Here is an 18,139-nt window from a genome sequence, read left to right on the forward strand (position 1 = left end):
TGACGACCGGGTCGCCCGTTGGTGCCGCTCCAGCACGGGACATGACAGGATCGGCGGGTGGCAGACACCCTTCCGGCGGCATTCGCCGAGATCGTCGACGACTTCACCGCGCTGGCCCAGAAGGACCGCCTGGAACTGCTGCTGGAGTTCAGCAGGGAGCTGCCCGCGCTGCCGGAGAGGTACGCCGGCGACCACGACGCGATGGAGGCGGTCACCGAGTGCCAGTCGCCGGTGTTCGTCCGGGTCGAGACCGGCGCCACCCTGGCCGACGAGGCGCAGGTCTACTTCGACGCCCCGGCCGAGGCCCCCACCACCCGGGGCTTCGCCAGCATCCTGGCCACCGGCCTGGCCGGGCTGAGCGGCCAGGAGATCCTGGACGTGCCCAACGACGTCCCGCAGCGCCTGGGCCTGTCCGAGGCGGTCAGCCCGCTGCGGCTGCGCGGGATGGCCGGGATGCTGGCCCGGATCAAGCGCCAGGTGAAGGAAGGCACGCCGGCGTGACCGTGCTGCAGCTCCTGCTGCCCGGCCGGGCCGAGGTGGGCAACCTGACCACCGACCCCGAGCCGGCCGTCCAGGCCCTGGCCGACCTCTACGCCTACCCGGAGCCGGTACCGGCCCGGGGCTGGGTGCGGGCGAACATGGTGAGCACGCTCGACGGCTCGGCCACCGGGCCGGGCGGGGTCAGCGGGGCGCTCGGCGGGGCGGCCGACAAGGCCACCTTCCACGTCCTGCGCGGCCTGGCCGACGTGGTGCTGGTGGGCGCGGGCACGGTGCGGGCCGAGGGCTACGGCGTCCCGCAGGCCGACCCGGCCTTCACCGAGCGCCGCCGCAGCCGCGGACAGCAGCCGGCCCCGGCCCTGGCCGTGGTCACCCGCAGCGGCGACGTGCCGGCCGGCCTGCTCGACGGCACCACCTTCGTGGTCACCACCACCCGGGCCGACCTGACCCGGCTGCGTGAGCAGGCCGGGCCCGGCCAGGTGATCGTCGCCGGTGACGACGACGTGGACCTGGACGACGCGGTGCGGGTCCTGGCCGGTCGCGGCCACCGGCGGGTCCTGCTCGAGGGCGGACCGTCGCTGCTGGGCCAGGCGCTGGCCGCCGGCCAGGTCGACGAGCTGTGCCTGACCTGGGCGCCGACGCTGGTGGCGGGCGGCGGCCCGCGCATCTCGCACGGGCCCGAGGTGAACCTGACCGCCCGCCCGGCACACCTGATCGCGGCCGAGGACGTGCTGCTCGGCCGCTGGCTGGTGCAGACCGTGCCCAACAACTAGAGACGGTTTCTAGAGGCGGAGCAGGAACCTCGCCACGGCCGACTCCCAGGTGTTCTGGTCCACGTTCCACTCCTTGCAGTGCCGCGCCCCGTCCACCGACACGTAGGTGGCCAGGTCGGGCCGGGCCTCGGCGAACTTCTCGGAGGGCGCGGAGGGCACGTACTCGTCGTCCTTGCTGTGGATCAGCAGGATCGGGTGACGTACCTCGGCCGCCCGGGTGACCCAGTCCAGCCGGTCCAGGTCGACCGGGGCCTCGGTGCCGGCCAGCCGCCAGACCGACCGGTGCGACAGCACGCTCTGCCCCAGCCGGCCCACGGCCGGCGGGATCCTGTTCAGCCGGGCCTGGTGGGCCAGGGTGTCGCGCCAGTCCATCACCGGCGCGTCGAGCACCAGGCCCTTGACCCGGTCGGCCGTCCACGAGCGGGAGACGGTCTGCATCACGATCGCACCGCCCATCGACCAGCCGAACAGCACCACCTCCTCGGCGCCGTGCTCGGCGGCGTAGACGATCGCCGCCTCCACGTCACGCCACTCCTGGTCGCCCAGGTGGTAGCGGGCCAGCGGGCCGACCGAGGCCACCGGCACCCCGGCGGTGGTGCGGTAGCCCGCGACCAGCGAGGTGAAACCCAGCCGGTGCAGGACCGGCAGGGCGCGCAGGCACTCTTCGCGGGTGGCGCCGCGCCCGTGCACCAGGATGGCCCAGGCGCTGCCGGTGGGCGGTAGCTCGGCCCGGCTGCTCCGCCTGCCCTTGACCCGGGTCCGGCCGGCGGCCACCGCCGTGGCGCTCTTGACCGTGCTGGCCGCCGCCCCGCGATCGTCCAGGTTCAGCTGGGTGCCGGGCACCACCCAGCCGTGCAGCACGGTGGCGTCGCCCTCGATCGTCACGTCCTCGAACGGCAGGCCGAGGGCGCTGAACGGGTCGCCCGCGTAGTAGTACTGGTTCAGCCGGGCCTTGCCGGGCCTCAGCCGGCCGGAGTCGGTCCCCAGCAGCGGGCGCCGCACCGCCCCGGCCGCGGTGTCGTACGAGATCACCTCGCCGACCCGGGCGTGCGTCTTCCCGCCGTCCTGCCACAGGCCGTAGCGGCCGGGCAGGGTGGTCTCCGGGTCGGCCCGCAGCGTGACCACCTCGCCCTCGACCGCGAGGATCTCCACGTTCTCGGGCCGGTTGGCGTCGGGCGTGACCACCCGGCGGGCGAAGACGGTGGCCGCCGTGGCCGCCGCCACCCCCGCCGCGACCGCCGACGAGGCCCCCGCCACCGCGGCCGCCACCGCCAGCCGGCGCACACCGTCCGGCATCTGCTGCCCACCCAGGCGGCTCATCGAGCTCCTCCAGCAGTCTCCGTAACGCTCATGACTCAATTCTGCCGACCGAACCGGGTGTCAGCGATGCCGGGGAGCCACCGATCCGCTTCCCGACTAGGGTGATCATGTGACTGAGACGCCGTCCATCCTGGTCCTGACCGAAGTGGCACTGAGCGACGAGGACGCCCTGCGGCTGACCTCCGTGCATGCCGACGACGAGTCCGGCCGGCCCGCCTACCACCTGCTGGTGCCGGCCGACGTGGAGCGCAACCTGCTGGCCGACGTGCTCGACCACCTGAGCCTGTTCCAGCTGCGCGAGGCGCTGGAGGCGGTGCGGGGTGAGGACGAGCCCACCCGCACCGAGGCGGCCGACGCGCTGGCCCGCTCGCTGGCCGCGTTCAGCCGGGCCGGCTGGACCGCCACCGGCGAGGTGATCGAGGGCGACCCGGTCAAGGTGCTCCAGCAGCACAGCGCCGACGAGGTGATCGTGGTGACCCGGCCGCACGCGGTGGAGGACACGTTCCACACCGACTGGGCCTCCCGGGCCCGGGAGGCGCTGGGCGTGCCCGTGCTGCACGTCTACGCGGGCAGCAGCTTCCTCGGCTGAGGACCGCACGAAAAGGCCCACCCTCCGGAACCGTCCGGACGGTGGGCCTTTTCACATGCAGGGAGTCTCAGGCGCGGGCGGGGATCAGCGTCCAGCCGAGGGCGAAGAGCACGAATGCCGACAGCATCGAGAGGTTGCTGAGGTTGGCCGGCGCGTCGTCGATGCGCAGGGTGGCCAGGCCGAGCCAGATCGCCAGCACGATCACCAGCGTGGGCAGGCCCAGAGAGCCGGGGTCGGTGCGGAAGGCGGCCATCCCGGCCGACCACGGGCGCGGGCGCACGGCGGTGCGCGGGTGCGCCGGGTCGGTGTCGTCGACCACCTCGACCACCTCGACCTCGGTCTGGCGCGGCAGGCCCCGCAGGATCAGCTGGATGCCCTGGGCCACCATGATCAGGGCGGCGATCAGCGCGGGGACCCGCAAGGCCATCCCGGCCCCGTCGGCCTGCTGGTCAGACATGCCGAGCAGGATGCCGAGCACGAGAACCCCGGCGCCGAAACCGATCCGGCCCGGTGAGGAGATCGTGGCGGTGCGGGTGGGCTCACTCCGGCGCACGGGCTCCTCCTGGTAGACCGGCTCCTGGTAGGCGGGATCCCGGTAGGCCGGGTCGCGGTACGCGGGCTGGACGGGCTGGGCCGGCTGCGCGGTCCCGGCCGGTCCGGCGACCGCGGCATCGGCGGTCTCCTCGTGCAACGGTGCGTCGACCGGGGCTCCCTTGACCGGCTGCTGGAGCGAATCTCTCATCGTCCGGTCGTTGGGGGCGTCGATCGGCCTGCGGGAACCTGTTTCGCTGGTCATGGTGTCTACTCCCCGATGCGGTGAGCGATTGTCACTCCTGGCCAACGTACGGCCGAACGGGTGACCCCGAAACTCGAGAGGACCGGGGTTGCCGACCCCCCGATCGCACCTGACCATGTGGCGTGACCCGGACCACCGCAGACCCCGACGGCGGCTGGCGCGCCGGCCTGCAGGTCGGCGCCGGCCTCGCCGTCGGCGCCTTCGCCCTGGCCATCAGCTTCGGCGCGTTCGCCGTCCTGCACGGCTGGCCGCCCTGGGTGGCCATCCTCGCCTCGGCCGTCACGTTCTCCGGCTCGGCCCAGTTCGCCCTGGCCACCGCCCTGGCCGGGGGTGGCGGGGCGCTCACCGCGGTGCTCAGCGCGGCGCTGATCAACCTGCGGTTCGTGCCGATGGCCGCCGCGACCGCCCGGTACCTCAACGGAGGACGCTTGCAGCGCGCCTTGGAGGGGCAGTCGGTGGTGGACGCCTCCTGGGTGGCGGCCCAGCGCCCGGACGGCTCGGTGGACCGGAAGAAACTGTTCGGCGCCACGCTCGTGCAGTGGCCGGCCTGGATCCTCGGCACCGCGGTGGGTGCACTACTGGTTCCGTCCACGGAGTTCGCCCGGACCTACGGCCTGGACGTGATCTTCCCCGGTTTCTTCGCTCTGCTGCTGTTCGACTCCCTCCGGGCCCGGCCCGGCATCCTCCCGCTGGCTCTTCTGGCCGCCCTGCTGGCCGGGATCGCCTGCCTGTTCGTGCCCCCGGGCGTGGCTCTCCTGGCCGGCGCCCTGGCCGCGCTACCGGCCCTGCTCACCCGGAGCCCCTCGTGACCGGCATCCTCGCCGCCGTCCTGGCCCTCGCCGTGATCAACGTGATCTACAAGGGTGCCGGGCCCGCCCTCCTGGGCGACCGCACCTTCCCCACCCGGGTCGAGGCCGTGATCGTCGCCCTGCCGGCCGTGCTCCTGGCCGCCCTCCTGGTGGTCGACCTGGCCGGGCCGCACTGGCGCGACGCGGACTGGACCCTGCTGCCCGGGCTGGCCGCGGCCGTGCTGCTGCGGGCCCTCTGGCAGCGCCCGCACCTGCTCTGCCTGCTGGTCGCCGGGCTGGTCACCGCGGGCCTGCGGGCCCTCGTAGGGTGAGGGAACTACCGGGCGAGGAACCTTGTTGAGGCGGTCATGGCAACCAACAGCACCAACCGGATCTACCCGCTGCAGCTCACCGACGCCCAGTGGCGCGACAAGCTCACCGCCGAGGAGTACCACGTGCTGCGCGAGGCCGGCACCGAGCGCCCCTACACCGGTGAGTACACCGACGACCACACCGAGGGCGTCTACGCCTGCCGGGCCTGCGGCGAGGAACTGTTCCGCAGCACCGAGAAGTTCGACAGCCACTGCGGCTGGCCGTCGTTCTTCGCCCCCGCCGCCGAGGGCCGGGTGGAGTACATCGAGGACGTGTCGCTGGGTATGAAGCGGGTCGAGGTGCGCTGCGCCAACTGCGGCTCCCACCTGGGCCACGTGTTCGAGGGCGAGGGGTACGCCACCCCCACCGACCAGCGTTACTGCATCAACTCGATCAGCATCCGGCGTGAACCGCTGAGCAGCTGATTCGTCAATCGGCAGGCCCGGGTGCCAGCATCCGGGCGTGACCGAACGACGTGCACTCTGGGACGACCTCACCCCGGGCGAGGCCTACGCCCTGCTGAAGCTGCGGGTCGACGTGTTCGTGGTGGAGCAGAAGTGCCCCTACCCCGAGCTCGACGGCCGTGACGTCGAGCCGGGCACCGAACACCTGTGGCTGGCCGACGAACACGGGCCCACCGCCTACCTGCGGCTGCTCGCCGACCCGGACGGCCGGGCCCGGATCGGCCGGGTCTGCACCCGCGCCGACGCCCGGGGCCGGTCGCTGGCCGGGCGTCTGATGGAGGCCGCGCTCGCGGGCCTGGAGCCCGGGCGGGAGACGGTGCTCGACGCCCAGGCCCACCTGACCGGCTGGTACGCCCGTTACGGGTTCACCGCGAGCGGGCCGGAGTACCTCGAGGACGGCATCCCGCACGTCCCGATGCGCCGGCCCGCCGCCGCCGGGTCACGGCAGTGAGGTGACCAGCTCGCGGATGCCCACCCGGGGACCGGTGAAGAACGGGACCTCTTCGCGCACGTGCCTGCGGGCCTCGGTGGCGCGCAGGTCACGCATCAGGTCGACGATCCGGTGCAGGTCGTCGGCCTCGAAGGCGAGCAGCCACTCGTAGTCGCCCAGGGCGAACGCGGAGACCGTGTTGGCCCGCACGTCGGCGTAGCCGCGGGCCGCCTTGCCGTGCTCGACGAGCATGTCGCGGCGCTCCTGGTCGGGCAGGATGTACCAGTCGTAGCTGCGCACGAACGGGTACACGCAGATGTACTTGCGGGCCTCCTCGCCCGACATGAACGCCGGCACGTGGCCCTTGTTGAACTCGGCCGGGCGGTGCAGGCCGACGTTCGACCACACCGGGCGCAGGTACTGGCCCAGGTCGGTGCGGCGCAGGTCCTTGTAGGCGGCCTGGAGCTGGTCGACGGTGTCGGCGTGCCACCACACCATCAGGTCGGCGTCGGCGCGCATCCCGGACAGGTCGTAGATGCCGCGCAGCTCCACCCCGCGCCCGTCCAGACCGGCGACGAACGTCTCCAGCTCGGCGGCCAGCCGGCTGCGGTCGTTGGGGAGCCGGTTGGCCGCGAACACCGACCACATCGTGTACTTGATCGTGTCGTTGATGGCGTTCGCGTCGGGTGCGTGGGACCCAGTTTCAGTCTGACTCATTCTTCGATTCTCTCCTGTCGGTCCCGAGGTCCCTCGACCCGGGTACGCATACTGGTCTGCAGGTCGTGGACGGCCCGGCCGGCGGCGGCGACACAGGCCGGGATGCCGACGCCGTCGTACACCGCCCCGCACACGGCCAGGCCGGGGGCACCGGCCACAGCCTCGCGGATCCGCTGCACCCGGTCCAGATGACCCACCTGGTACTGCGGAAGTGCCCCGCCCCAGCGCACCACCCGGGTCTCGGCCGGGCGCACGTCGCGCCCGGTGATCTCGCGCAGGTCGGCCAGGGCGAGTTCGGTCAGGTCGGCGTCGTCGCGCTGCAGCGCCGCCTCCTCCCGGGCCCGGCCCAGCGACAACCGCACCACCAGGTGCTCGGCGGACTGCTCGTCGCTGACCCAGCGCCACTTGTTCGAGGAGAACGTGGCCGCCTTGATCTGCCGCTGCTCCACCGGCGGGACGAGCAGCCCGGTACCGGTCAGGCCGGTCAGCTGTTCGCGGGGCACGGCCGCGGCGACCACGGCCACGCTCGCCGTCTCCACCTGGGCCAGCTCATGGGCGGCGACCGGCACCACGTCGGCCAGCAGCCGGGCGGCGGGGGCGGCGGGCACGGCCAGGACCACGCCGTCGGCCTCGATGAACTCGGGCCCACTGGCCGGACCGGTCTCCAGCCGCCAGCCGGTGGGGGTGCGGGTCAGCCCGCGCACGGTGACCCCGGTGCGCACTTCGGCGCCCGCCTTCTCCAGGCGTTCCGCCAGGATGAGCGGCAGGCGCCCCACTCCCCCACGGAGCCCGGCGAACACCGGTCCCGAAACGGCTGGGGTGGTCTGGTTGGTCTGGGTGGTCTGGGTAGCTGGTGGCCGGGTCTCCAACAATGGACGCCCGCCACGGGCTCGCTGCCACAGTTGCGGGATGGTGGCCTGCAGGGACAACCGGGCGGAGTTGCCCGCGTAGACGCCTCCGAGCAGGGGTTCCACCAGGCGGTCGACCACGGCCCGGCCCACCCGGGAGGCCACCCAGGACGCCACGTCCACGTCCTCGGGCAGCCGCTCGCCCGGGACGCCGCTCTCCTGGCCGGCCCGGGCCACCTCGTCCGGGTCGAGGATCCCAGCGAGCGCCGGGAGCCGGGTGCGATCGACCGGCACCCCCATCACCGTGCCCGGAGGCAGGGGGTGGAGCCCGCCCCGGGAGACGACCGCGGCCGAGGCCGCGCGGGGGTGCACCACCTCGTCGTCCAGCCCCAGCTCGGTGAGCAGCCCGACCGCCTCCGGCCGGCGGGCCAGCATCGACTCGGCCCCCAGGTCGACCGTGACGTCACCGACCGGGCCGGCCCAGAGCTTGCCGCCGACCCGCGCCGACGACTCCAGCACCAGCACCTGGGCCGCCGGTCCGTGGGCCTGCACCAGCCGCCAGGCCGCGACCAGACCGGAGATCCCGCCACCCACCACGACCAGGCGCACCGCCCGGTCGCCGGTTCGGCCGCTCGAACTGTCAGACATCTCTTCTCACACCTTGATCCTCGCGGAACTACCCCTGGGCCCGGCCAGGGCCGAACGACCCCCGCTGACCCGCATTCCGTTACCTGATCATTACCTCGGGCCCGCAACCGGCCGCCGGGCTGCCCCGTCGAACTGCGCGGAGGACCAGACAGCATGGGGAGGGGCCGGAGATGACTGCACGGAAGAACTTACGAGGTGCCACGATCGCGCTCGCAGTGGGCCTGGCGTTCCTGGCCGGCGGGTGCAGCGCGGGTAGTGACGAGTCGTCCGGGGGTGCGAGCTCGGCGAACGTGGCGGAGGACTCGGCCGGGTTCAGTTCCGAAGGCGGGACCGCCACGGAACCGGCCAAGAAGACGACGAAGGTCGATCCGGCCGCGCTGACCGACCCGGCGGCGTCCCGGCAGATCCGCACGGCCGAGATGACGCTCCAGGTCGACGACGTGGCCGAGGCCACGGTCAAGGTCCGGGGGATCGCCTCGGCGTCGGAAGGGCTGGTGCAGAAGGAGGACAGCACCTTCGGGGCCCGGCCGGGCAAGGGCAGTTCGGTGATCACCCTGCGGGTGCCGGTCGACCGCCTGGACCCGGCGATCGAGCGGGTCGGTGAACTGGGCCGGACCCTCGACCTGCGCACCAGCAGCAAGGACGTGACCGCCCAGGTGGCCGACCTGGACAGCCGGGTGCTCAGCCAGGAGAAGTCGGTGGAGCGACTGCGCGCCCTGCTGGCCGAGGCCGACTCGGTCAGGGACGTGATCTCGATCGAGGCCGAGCTCAGCACCCGCGAGGCCGACCTGGAGTCGCTGCAGGCCCAGGCCGCCGCGGTGAAGGACAAGGCCGCCCTCTCCACCCTGGTGGTCACCCTCGACGTGCCCCGGGCCGGGGCCCCCGAGGACGACGACAGCGGGTTCCTGGCCGGCCTCTCGACCGGCTGGGACGGCCTGAAGGCGGGCACCGTGGTGGTGCTCACCGTGATCGGGGTGCTGCTGCCGATCGGCGTGGTGCTGGCCGTGATCGGGGTTCCGGCCTACTTCGGGTACCGGCGTCTGCGGCGGCCTGCCCCCGGCCCGGTGAATCCCTGAGGGGTTCAGCCCTTCCAGGCGTGAACCGTGTCGACCACGAACTTGGCCTGGTCGGGATCGGTGTCGGGCAGCACCCCGTGGCCGAGGTTGAAGATGTGGCCGGGGGCGGCGGCGCCCGCCTCGAGGGTCTGCCGCACCCGCTGTCCGAGCACCTCACGCGAGGCGAAGAGCAGGGCCGGGTCGAGGTTTCCCTGCACGGCGTGGTCGCCGCCCAGCCGGGCGGTGGCCACGTCGAGCGGCACCCGGAAGTCCACCCCGACCACGTCGGCGCCGGCCTCGGCCATGGCCGGCAGCAGCTCACCGGTCTGCACGCCGAAGTGGATCCGGGGCGCGGTCGGGTCGAGTTCGCGCACGGCGTCGAGCACCGCGGCCGAGGACGGCTGGACGAACCTCCGGTAGTCGGCCAGCGGCAGGGCGCCCACCCAGGAGTCGAACAGCTGCACGGCCGAGGCCCCGGCCGCCACCTGCACCCGCAGGAAGCCCGCCGAGATCTGGGCCAGGCGCTGCAGGAGCGCTTCCCACAGCTGCGGGTCGGAGTACATCAGCGCCTTGGTGCGGGCCAGGTCGCGGCTGGGCCCGCCCTCGACCAGGTACGAGGCCAGGGTGAACGGGGCACCGGCGAAGCCGATCAGCGGGGTGCCGCCGAGCTCGGCGGTGAGCAGGCCGACCGACTCGGCGATGTCGCCGATCATCTCCGGCTCGAGCTCGGGGATCCGGTCGAGGTCGGCCCGGGTGCGGAAGGGCTGATCGATCACCGGGCCGACGCCCGGCCTGATGTCCAGCCCGACCCCGACCGCCTTGAGCGGCACGACGATGTCGGAGAAGAAGATCGCCGCGTCGACCCCGTAGCGGCGCACCGGCTGGAGGGTGATCTCGGTGACCAGCTCGGGGCGGCGGCAGCTGTCCAGCATCGCGATGCCCTCGCGCACCTTGCGGTATTCCGGCAGCGAGCGCCCGGCCTGACGCATGAACCACACCGGCGTGTGGGCCGGGCGCAGCCGACGCGCCGCGCGCAGCAGTGGTGCATCGGCGAGACGGGGGTCACGGGGGGCGACGGGAAGGGCTGCGAAGGGGGCTGCGAACTCGGTGGACACGAGCCGATCCTCTCAGGTGGTGAGCACCCCGGCGCGCATCTCGGTGCACATCCGGGCAGCGTCCGGACCGGGCTTCGTCACACCGAGTACGCGAAATGGCTGCTCTCACCCCCAGGATTGGGCGCGTCGTCCCCGATAGTGGCGATCCGTCACCGTACGCTGCGAGCGTGGCTGCCATGAGGATCTCCGACGATGCCCCCGAGGGTTTCCTCGACGTGGTCTCCCGTCTGCGCGCGGCCAAGCTGCGCCCGGAAGTGATCCTCGAGGAGGTCCCGGCACCGCAGCGGATCGCCCCGTTCGCCCTGGCCCTGTCGGCCGACGTGGTCTCGGAGGACGACGAGGACCTGGCCACCGGCCGGTTCGTCCTGCTGCACGACCCCTCCGGCCCGGAGTCCTGGGAGGGCACCTACCGGGTGGTCAGCTTCATCCGGGCGGCCCTGGAGAGCGAACTGGCCACCGACCCGCTGATGGGGCAGGTCGGCTGGGCCTGGCTGCAGGAGTCGCTGTCCGCGGCCGGTGCCGGGCACCGGGCCTCGGGCGGCACGATCACCCGGGTGGTCTCGGAGTCGTTCGGCGCCCTCGCCGGTCAGGCGCCTACGGTGGACATCGAGCTGCGGGCCTCATGGACGCCGGTGGACGACGCGGTGATCCACCTGACTGCGTGGTCGGAACTGCTGTGCACAGTCGGCGGGCTGCCACCGGTCTCGCCCGGGGTGACCGCCCTGCCCCGGCGCCGCCGCGACTGAGCCCGGCCGCACTGCGACCGGGCCCGACGCACCGCGACCGGGCCCGACCGAACCTCGGCGGGGCTGTCCACCGCCCGCACGTGTGATCTCAAGTCGACACCGCCCGGTGCCGACCCTCTTGGGGAGCAACCGACCCGGCCGCCGACACTCGTCCGGGCTACATCCCCCCTTGGAGGCTGAGGTGACCACACTCGTGGAGCGAACAGGAGTTGCGGTGCCACGGCCGGGCCGCTTCGCCGCGATGGTCGTGGTCAACAGCCCCGCCGTACGTGAGACCGTTGCTCACACGCTGCGGGCGATGGGGGCCCGGCACGTGCTGGAGATCAACACGGTGGCCGAGGCCCGGCAGCGCGCCGCCGCCGGTATCGCCGACCTGGTGGTGGCCGAGGCCGGTCTGCCCGACGGCTCGGGCATCGCCCTGGTGCGGGAACTGCGTCAGGCCGGCTGGCAGCGCGGCATGGTGGTGGCCACCAGCGACGACCCCTACAGCGTGCGGGCCGCGGTCGGTGCGGGCATCCGCTGCTACGTGGTCTCGGCGGCGGGCACCGGGATGCCCCGCCCCTCGGCCGACCGGGGTGAGGGCGTGGACTCGCTCTCGGCCCGGGAGATCCAGGTGCTGCAGCTGGTCGCCGAGGGCAAGTCGAACAAGGACATCGGGGTGGCGCTGGGGCTGTCGGCGCTGACCGTGAAGAGTCACCTGGCCCGGATCGCCCGCAAGCTCGGCACCGGTGACCGTGCGGAGATGGTCGCAACCTCACTGCGCTCCGGCGTCATCGCCTGAGCAGTCCCGGGCGACGGTCGGGTGACGGTCGGGTTACGTTGGGTGACCGGTCGGTAGCACCCGCGCCGACCAGGGCCGCCGCCCGACGGGATCGGGTGATATGAAGTCCGGTGACGCCTGGACGGCACGAAGACGGGACCCGTGACCCGGGTCACGCCTTCATATCGGCCCGGCGCCGCCCCGGACACAGACGTCGATCGGTGGCAGGCTGACCAGGTCCGGCCCGGTGTTCCGGGCCGTTCCGCAGACCGGTCCCGACCGCACACCGCTGCACACAGCCGCACACAGGCCGCCTGACGGCAGCCCCCGGTCCCGCACGACCGCATCGCTCACTGCAACGTCACACAGCAGAACAAGCGACACCGGCAGGCGGCAGGCTACGGTGGGGTTTGTGTCGATTGACGAAGGGAGGAGCGATTCATTGACCCCGGACGGCGTTCCGGCAGGCCCGGCAGCCGGTGGCCCCGACAGCGAGCACGTGCTGGAGCGGCTCGACGCTCCCCGCGACGGCGTGCCCCCGGTAGTCAGCGACATCGCCACCCTTCAGCAGGTCATCGACGCCTTCGCAGCCGGCTCCGGCCCGGTCGCGGTCGACGCCGAGCGGGCCTCCGGCCACCGCTACGGCCAGCGCGCCTTCCTGGTGCAGCTGCGCCGTGAGGGCGCCGGCACCGCCCTGATCGACCCGGTGGCCCTGCCCGACCTGAGCGGGCTGAACGCGGTCATCGCCGACGTGGAGTGGGTGCTGCACGCCGCGTCGCAGGATCTGCCCTGCCTGTCCGAGGTGGGCCTGCGCCCCACCCTGATCTTCGACACCGAGCTCGGCGCCCGGCTGGCCGGCTACCCGCGGGTGGGCCTGGCCGCGATGGTCGAGGAACTGCTCGGCCTCAGCCTGGCCAAGGAGCACTCGGCGGTCGACTGGAGCACCCGGCCGCTGCCCGAGCCCTGGCTGCGTTACGCCGCGCTCGACGTGGAGGTGCTGGTCGACCTGCGCGACGCGGTGGCCGCCGAGCTCACCCGGCAGGGCAAGCTGCCCTGGGCCACGGAGGAGTTCGCGGCGGTCGCGGCCACCCCGCCCCCGGCCCCCAAGGTGGATCCGTGGCGCCGCACCTCCGGCATGCACCGGGTGCGCGACCGGCGCCGCCTGGCCGCCGTGCGGGAGCTGTGGCAGACCCGCGACGCGATCGCCCGCCAGCGTGACCTCTCCCCCGGCCGCGTGCTCGGCGATGCCGCGATCATCGAGGCCGCCCTGGCGATGCCCACCACCCTGAGCGCCCTGATCGCCCTGCCCGCCTTCAACGGGCGGGGTGCCCGGCGCTACGCCCGGCAGTGGACCGAAGCGGTGTCCAAGGCCCGCGGCCTGTCCGACAGCGACCTCCCGCCCCAGCACCTGCCCAGCGAGGGCCCGCCCCCGCCGCGGGTCTGGGCCGAGCGTGACGCGGCGGCCGCCGCCCGCCTGGCCGCCTCCCGGGCGGCGATGGGTGAACTGGCCGCCGAGCTCGGCCTGCCGGTCGAGAACCTGATCTCCCCCGACACGGTGCGCCGGCTGTCCTGGTCACCGCCCGCCGAGATCACCCTCGCGACGGTCCAGGCGCGGCTGGAGTCGGCCGGCGCCCGGGCCTGGCAGATCGGTCTGATCGCCGAACCGCTGGTGCAGACTCTGCAGACCCCGGCGCCTCCTCCTGAACCCACGCCGGAGACGTCCGGGCACTGACCTGCCCCGCACTCGACGGGACCTGCGCGCCCAGGCGCGCCACCCGTCCATTGTTCGCTGTCTGCCCTTACCCCTCACAGGTAGCGTGACTGTTTCAGGTCACGGTAACGGGCCGGTTTCGCACTGGCGTTACTGGCGAGTAGCATTCAGATGACTACGCCAACGGTGGCGGCAGCTCCAGGCCGCCCGAGCAACGGGGAGGTCGCGTGCCCGGCACTTCGAGGGACGTCGTCTTCGTGGACGGTGTCCGAACCCCCTTCGGCAAAGCCGGAGACAAGGGGATGTACGCCCAGACCCGCGCCGACGACCTGGTCGTCCGGTGCATCCGGGAACTGCTCAGACGGCATCCCGAACTGCCCCCGGAGAAGGTCGACGAGGTGGCCGTGGCGGCCACCACCCAGACCGGCGACCAGGGGCTGACCATCGGGCGGACCGCCGCCCTGCTGGCCGGGCTGCCCAAGAGCGTGCCCGGCTACGCCATCGACCGGATGTGCGCCGGCGCGATGACCGCCGTCACCACCACCGCCTCGGGCATCGCCTTCGGCGCCTACGACGTGGCGATCGCCGGCGGGGTGGAGCACATGGGGCACCACCCGATGGGCGAGGGGGTCGATCCCAACCCGCGCTTCATCTCGGAGAAGATCGTCGACCCGGCCGCGCTGGTGATGGGTGAGACGGCGGAGAACCTGCACGACCGGTTCCCGCACCTGACCAAGGAACGCGCCGACGCCTACGCTGTGGCCAGCCAGGCCAAGGTGCAGGCGGCCTACGAGGCCGGGCGGATGCAGCAGGACCTGGTCCCGATGGCCACCCGCAGCACCGAGCAGGGCTGGGGCCTGGCGGTGGCCGACGAACCGCCGCGCCCGGGAACCACTCTCGAGGGCCTGGCCAACCTGAAGACGCCGTTCCGGCCGCACGGGCGGATCACCGCCGGCAACGCCGCGGGCCTGAACGACGGCGCCACCGCCTGTCTGCTGGCCGACGCCGGCACCGCCGCCGCCCTCGGCCTGCCGGTCAAGATGCGGCTGGTCGCCTACGGTTTCAAGGGCGTCGAGCCCGAGGTGATGGGCTACGGCCCGGTGCCGGCCACCGAAAGGGCGCTCGAGCTGGCCGGTCTGAGCATCGACGACATCGGCCTGTTCGAGATCAACGAGGCCTTCGCCGTGCAGGTGCTCTCGTTCCTCGACTTCTACGGCATCAAGGACGACGACCCGCGGGTCAACCCGGACGGCGGGGCGATCGCCCTCGGGCACCCGCTGGCCTCTTCCGGGGTGCGCCTGATGACCCAGCTGGCCCGGCATTTCGAGGCCCGGCCGGAGGTCCGCTACGGGCTCACCACGATGTGCATCGGGATCGGCATGGGCGGATCGGTGATCTGGGAGAACCCGCACCACCGCGACTACGGCAAGGGGGCCTGACGGTGACCGACCTTCGCGAACAGGCCGAGGCCGCGCAGCCCGACGAGGTGGTGACCCGGGCCCTGGCCCGCGACGTCGCCCTGCCCGGGGGCGCCGGCACGCTGCTGCTGATCACCCTGGACAACGGCCTCGACCACACCCGGCCCAGCACCTTCGGCCTGCGCGGGCTGCGCAGCCTGGAGGAGGCGCTCGAGGTGGCCACCACCCGGGCCACGGCGGGCGAGATCGTCGCCGTGGGCGTCACCGGCAAGCCGTTCTTCCTGGCCGCCGGGGCCGACCTGAACCTGCTCAAGGGCGAGGCCACGCGCGAGCAGGCGCTGCTGGTGGGCCGGCTCGGCCACGACGTGTTCCGCCGGCTGGGGGAACTGCCGGTACCGAGCTTCGCCTTCGTCAACGGCGCCGCGCTCGGCGGCGGCCTGGAGATCGCGCTGCACGCCACCTACCGCACGATCTCCTCCTCGGTCCCGGCGGTGGCCCTTCCGGAGTGCTTCCTCGGCCTGATCCCCGGCTGGGGCGGCACCTACCTGCTGCCCCGGCTGATCGGCCCGGCCGCGGCGTTCGAGCTGATCATCAAGAACCCGCTCAGCAACAACCGGATGCTCAACGGCCGCAAGGCCTTCGAACGCGGGATCGCCGACGCGGTCTTCGAGCCGGCCGACTTCCTGGAGCAGTCGCTGTTCTGGGCCGCGGACGTGCTGCGCGGCCAGGTCACCGTCTCCCGGGCCCCGGTCGACGAGGCCGAGGAGGTCTGGGCCGCCGCGGCGGCCGAGGCGAAGGCGTTCGCCGACTCCAAGATCGGTGGCGCCGCCCCGGCCCCCTACCGGGCGATCGAGCTGGTCACCCAGGCCCGGACGGCCTCCCGGGACGAGGGTTTCGCGGCCGAGGACGAGGCCCTGGCCGACATGGCCGCCAGCCCGGAGCTGCGGGCCGGACTGTACGCCTTCGACCTGGTGAACAAGCGGGCGAAGCGGCCCGCCGGGGCGCCGGACAAGTCGCTGGCCCGCAAGGTCGGCTCGGTCGGGGTGGTCGGGGCCGGGCTGATGGCCGGGCAGCTCGCCCTGCTGTTCGTGCGCCGGCTGAAGGTGCCGGTCACCCTCACCGACCTCGACCAGGAGCGCGTGGACAAGGGCGTGCAGTACGTCCACGACGAGATCGACAAGCTGCTGCTCAAGGGCCGGCTCACCGGTGACGCCGGCAACCGGCTGAAGGCGCTGGTGCGCGGCAGCACCGACAAGGCCGTCTTCGCCGACGCCGACGTGGTGATCGAGGCGGTGTTCGAGGACCTCGAGGTGAAGAAGAAGGTCCTGGCCGAGCTCGAGGCGGTGGTGCCGGAGCACTGCGTGCTGCTGACCAACACCTCGTCGCTGTCGGTCGGGGCGATGGCCGCGGACCTGACACACCCGGAGCGGGTCGCCGGGTTCCACTTCTTCAACCCGGTGGCGATCCTGCCGCTGGTCGAGGTGGTACGCGCGGAGAAGACCGACGACGCCACGCTGGCAACGGTTTTCCAGCTCGGCCGGGCCCTGGGCAAGACCTGCGTGCTGGCCGCCGACGCCCCCGCGTTCGTGGTCAACCGGCTGCTCACCCGGGTGATGGGCGAGGTGGTCAACGCGGCCGACGAGGGCAGCGACCTGCACGTGGCCGACGACGCGCTGGCCCCGCTGGGGCTGCCGATGTCGCCGTTCCTGCTGCTGAACCTGGTCGGCCCGGCGATCGCGCTGCACGTGGCCGAGACGCTGCACGGGGCCTACCCGGACCGGTTCACGGTGTCGGAGAACCTGGGCCGGCTGGTGGCCGCGGGCAAGCCGGCGATCTGGTCGTACGACGAGACCGGCAAGCCCTACGTGGACGAGGAGACGGCCGCGCTGTTCCAGTTCGGCGACAAGGTCTCCACCGGTGAGGAGATCCGCGACCGCACGCTGGTGGCGCTCACCCAGGAGATCGGCCTGATGCTCGAGGAGGGCGTGGTCCAGGAGGCTCAGGACATCGACCTCTGCATGATCATGGGCGCCGGCTGGCCGTTCCACCTCGGCGGCATCACGCCGTACCTGGATCGTGAGGGATACAGCGAGCGGGTTCTGGGCCGCCGGTTCCTGCCGGCCGGTGAATCCACGCTTCCCTGACGGAAAGTCATCACCGAAGCGCGATTGGTGAGAGTGCACCCGGCGTCCGGGTACTGAGTGTTCACGATCAAGGCTCAGACCACGGTTTTCGGACGCTGGGTGCACTCTGCGCGCTTACGGTGGGCCCATGCCCGACGCGATCGGAAATGACGAGACCGCGCTGCGGCGATGTGTCCTAGCGGTGAGCGTTCTGCACGACATCGACTTCGTGCCCTCCGACGACGGGGTACGGCTGCCGGACGCGGAAGGCGCGCTGGTGACCTGGCCGATGATCCGCCAGGTGGTCGGCCCGGAGCCGGCCGAGAGCGCGACCGCCCGGCACCGGGTGGCGGCCCTGCTGCGGCTGCACCGACTGGTCGGCGAACTGGGCGACGAGGCCGGGTCCTGCTTCCGTGAGGCGCTGCGCCTGATTGCGTTGCCGCCCGGCCACATTGACCACCTCGGGCCCGACTGGGTGGTGCAGAAGCTGCCTGGGGGCGCACTGGACCTGGGGTACGGCGTCTACGGCCTCCTGGACGAGCCGGACCGTTGTGTTTCGCTCGCACCTTCCCTGGCAGCCCGAGTAGGCGTACAGGGGCGCGAGTCCTGGGCCGCCCTGCGTGAATACACCGAGCGCATGGGCGCTCTGGCGGCGGCCCGGCTGTCGCGGGACGGGCGCGAGGGGGTCATCCGGCCCGTCGGGGGCTGCGACGTGCTGGCGTTGCTCAGCTCCCGCACCCTGCGCAAGCACCTGGCCGAGGGCGACGGCGTGGGTATGCGGGCAGTGGCCGCCCCCACCCGTCAGCGGGCCTGGTTCGACCTACGGCACATCGACCCCGGCTTCGTGCAGGCCGCCTGGCAGCTCACCGACGAGCCCGACCGCGCTCTCGACATCCCGCTGTTGGTGACGGCCGATGAGGTTGCCGTACCCCGGCACGGAGCGCGACGGGGTAGGCACGCCATCTGAC

At 72.9% G+C, this 18,139-nt stretch carries 19 protein-coding genes; 14 read left to right on the forward strand and 5 right to left on the reverse strand.

Going from position 1 to position 18,139, the window contains the following annotated elements:
- The first annotated feature begins 57 nt into the window (after positions 1-57).
- On the forward strand, positions 58-501 hold the full coding sequence (locus QSK18_RS22165; RefSeq protein ID WP_285622700.1) for a SufE family protein: 444 nt from the start codon (positions 58-60) through the stop codon (positions 499-501).
- Positions 498-1,271, forward strand: a complete 774-nt coding sequence (locus QSK18_RS22170; protein WP_232811970.1) for a dihydrofolate reductase family protein — start codon at positions 498-500, stop codon at positions 1,269-1,271. The genes QSK18_RS22165 and QSK18_RS22170 overlap by 4 nt, the downstream gene beginning before the upstream one ends.
- A 9-nt stretch (positions 1,272-1,280) precedes the next feature.
- On the opposite strand, the gene QSK18_RS22175 is transcribed toward QSK18_RS22170, so the two are convergent.
- Positions 1,281-2,591, reverse strand: a complete 1,311-nt coding sequence (locus tag QSK18_RS22175; RefSeq protein WP_285622703.1) for an alpha/beta hydrolase — start codon at positions 2,589-2,591, stop codon at positions 1,281-1,283.
- Between the two features lie 109 nt (positions 2,592-2,700).
- Here QSK18_RS22175 and QSK18_RS22180 point away from each other — a divergent pair, with 109 nt between their 5' ends.
- Positions 2,701-3,180 (forward strand): hypothetical protein, encoded by a 480-nt coding sequence (locus tag QSK18_RS22180; protein ID WP_232811968.1) that lies wholly within the window; start codon positions 2,701-2,703, stop codon positions 3,178-3,180.
- A gap of 67 nt (positions 3,181-3,247) precedes the next feature.
- On the opposite strand, the gene QSK18_RS22185 is transcribed toward QSK18_RS22180, so the two are convergent.
- Positions 3,248-3,976: a hypothetical protein gene (locus QSK18_RS22185; protein ID WP_232811967.1), complete on the reverse strand. Its 729-nt coding sequence runs from the start codon at positions 3,974-3,976 to the stop codon at positions 3,248-3,250.
- 122 nt (positions 3,977-4,098) lie between these two features.
- Between QSK18_RS22185 and QSK18_RS22190 the strand changes: the two genes are divergently transcribed.
- The 4 genes from QSK18_RS22190 to QSK18_RS22205 are packed head-to-tail and all read left to right on the forward strand — an operon-like array spanning position 4,099 to position 6,051.
- Entirely contained in the window at positions 4,099-4,785 is a 687-nt protein-coding gene (locus QSK18_RS22190; RefSeq protein WP_232811966.1) for an AzlC family ABC transporter permease, read from the forward strand.
- On the forward strand, positions 4,782-5,096 hold the full coding sequence (locus tag QSK18_RS22195) for an AzlD domain-containing protein (protein WP_285622707.1): 315 nt from the start codon (positions 4,782-4,784) through the stop codon (positions 5,094-5,096). Before QSK18_RS22190 ends, QSK18_RS22195 begins: the two co-directional genes overlap by 4 nt.
- A gap of 36 nt (positions 5,097-5,132) precedes the next feature.
- Complete coding sequence (gene msrB / locus QSK18_RS22200; RefSeq protein ID WP_232811964.1) at positions 5,133-5,561, forward strand: peptide-methionine (R)-S-oxide reductase MsrB; 429 nt, start codon at positions 5,133-5,135, stop codon at positions 5,559-5,561.
- 37 nt (positions 5,562-5,598) lie between these two features.
- Complete coding sequence (locus QSK18_RS22205; RefSeq protein WP_285622710.1) at positions 5,599-6,051, forward strand: GNAT family N-acetyltransferase; 453 nt, start codon at positions 5,599-5,601, stop codon at positions 6,049-6,051.
- Here QSK18_RS22205 and hemQ read toward each other — a convergent pair.
- Together hemQ and hemG are read right to left on the reverse strand one after the other, a co-directional pair.
- The gene (hemQ, locus tag QSK18_RS22210; RefSeq protein WP_285622713.1) at positions 6,040-6,747 is read right to left on the reverse strand and encodes a hydrogen peroxide-dependent heme synthase; all 708 of its coding nucleotides are present in this window, start codon (positions 6,745-6,747) and stop codon (positions 6,040-6,042) included. The genes QSK18_RS22205 and hemQ overlap by 12 nt on opposite strands.
- A complete protein-coding gene (hemG, locus tag QSK18_RS22215; RefSeq protein ID WP_285622717.1) occupies positions 6,744-8,243 on the reverse strand; it encodes a protoporphyrinogen oxidase in 1,500 nt (499 codons plus the stop codon). The genes hemQ and hemG overlap by 4 nt, the downstream gene beginning before the upstream one ends.
- A gap of 170 nt (positions 8,244-8,413) precedes the next feature.
- On the opposite strand from hemG, the gene QSK18_RS22220 reads away from it, so the two are divergent.
- The gene (locus tag QSK18_RS22220) at positions 8,414-9,319 is read left to right on the forward strand and encodes a DUF4349 domain-containing protein (RefSeq protein ID WP_285622721.1); all 906 of its coding nucleotides are present in this window, start codon (positions 8,414-8,416) and stop codon (positions 9,317-9,319) included.
- A gap of 5 nt (positions 9,320-9,324) precedes the next feature.
- Here QSK18_RS22220 and hemE read toward each other — a convergent pair whose 3' ends face one another.
- The gene (gene hemE, locus QSK18_RS22225; protein WP_352396614.1) at positions 9,325-10,338 is read right to left on the reverse strand and encodes a uroporphyrinogen decarboxylase; all 1,014 of its coding nucleotides are present in this window, start codon (positions 10,336-10,338) and stop codon (positions 9,325-9,327) included.
- Between the two features lie 251 nt (positions 10,339-10,589).
- Between hemE and QSK18_RS22230 the strand changes: the two genes are divergently transcribed.
- The 6 genes from QSK18_RS22230 to QSK18_RS22255 all read left to right on the forward strand — a co-directional run bounded on the left by QSK18_RS22230 (position 10,590) and on the right by QSK18_RS22255 (position 18,138).
- Positions 10,590-11,159 (forward strand): DUF3000 domain-containing protein, encoded by a 570-nt coding sequence (locus tag QSK18_RS22230; protein WP_232812061.1) that lies wholly within the window; start codon positions 10,590-10,592, stop codon positions 11,157-11,159.
- Positions 11,160-11,457: 298 nt separating this feature from the next.
- Complete coding sequence (locus QSK18_RS22235; RefSeq protein ID WP_408623505.1) at positions 11,458-11,940, forward strand: LuxR family transcriptional regulator; 483 nt, start codon at positions 11,458-11,460, stop codon at positions 11,938-11,940.
- Between the two features lie 478 nt (positions 11,941-12,418).
- Complete coding sequence (locus QSK18_RS22240) at positions 12,419-13,651, forward strand: HRDC domain-containing protein (protein WP_352396616.1); 1,233 nt, start codon at positions 12,419-12,421, stop codon at positions 13,649-13,651.
- A 206-nt stretch (positions 13,652-13,857) separates the two neighbouring features.
- On the forward strand, positions 13,858-15,069 hold the full coding sequence (locus QSK18_RS22245; protein WP_232811957.1) for a thiolase family protein: 1,212 nt from the start codon (positions 13,858-13,860) through the stop codon (positions 15,067-15,069).
- Between the two features lie 2 nt (positions 15,070-15,071).
- A complete protein-coding gene (locus QSK18_RS22250) occupies positions 15,072-17,192 on the forward strand; it encodes a 3-hydroxyacyl-CoA dehydrogenase NAD-binding domain-containing protein (protein WP_285622730.1) in 2,121 nt (706 codons plus the stop codon).
- A 127-nt stretch (positions 17,193-17,319) separates the two neighbouring features.
- Entirely contained in the window at positions 17,320-18,138 is an 819-nt protein-coding gene (locus tag QSK18_RS22255; RefSeq protein WP_285622733.1) for a hypothetical protein, read from the forward strand.
- The last annotated feature ends 1 nt before the right edge of the window (position 18,139 follow it).

It is taken from the genome of Kineosporia sp. NBRC 101677 (assembly GCF_030269265.1).
GTDB classification, from domain to species: Bacteria; Actinomycetota; Actinomycetes; order Actinomycetales; family Kineosporiaceae; genus Kineosporia; species Kineosporia rhizophila.

Excerpts from the sequence above, each read along its gene's own strand:
- QSK18_RS22175 (WP_285622703.1), bottom strand. The coding sequence starts at position 2,591 with ATGAGCCGCCTGGGTGGGCAGCAGATGCCGGACGGTGTGCGCCGGCTG.
- QSK18_RS22185 (WP_232811967.1), bottom strand. The coding sequence starts at position 3,976 with ATGACCAGCGAAACAGGTTCCCGCAGGCCGATCGACGCCCCCAACGAC.
- msrB (WP_232811964.1), top strand. The coding sequence starts at position 5,133 with ATGGCAACCAACAGCACCAACCGGATCTACCCGCTGCAGCTCACCGAC.
- hemQ (WP_285622713.1), bottom strand. The coding sequence starts at position 6,747 with ATGAGTCAGACTGAAACTGGGTCCCACGCACCCGACGCGAACGCCATC.
- hemG (WP_285622717.1), bottom strand. The coding sequence starts at position 8,243 with ATGTCTGACAGTTCGAGCGGCCGAACCGGCGACCGGGCGGTGCGCCTG.
- QSK18_RS22220 (WP_285622721.1), top strand. The coding sequence starts at position 8,414 with ATGACTGCACGGAAGAACTTACGAGGTGCCACGATCGCGCTCGCAGTG.
- QSK18_RS22230 (WP_232812061.1), top strand. The coding sequence starts at position 10,590 with ATGAGGATCTCCGACGATGCCCCCGAGGGTTTCCTCGACGTGGTCTCC.
- QSK18_RS22235 (WP_408623505.1), top strand. The coding sequence starts at position 11,458 with ATGGGGGCCCGGCACGTGCTGGAGATCAACACGGTGGCCGAGGCCCGG.
- QSK18_RS22255 (WP_285622733.1), top strand. The coding sequence starts at position 17,320 with ATGCCCGACGCGATCGGAAATGACGAGACCGCGCTGCGGCGATGTGTC.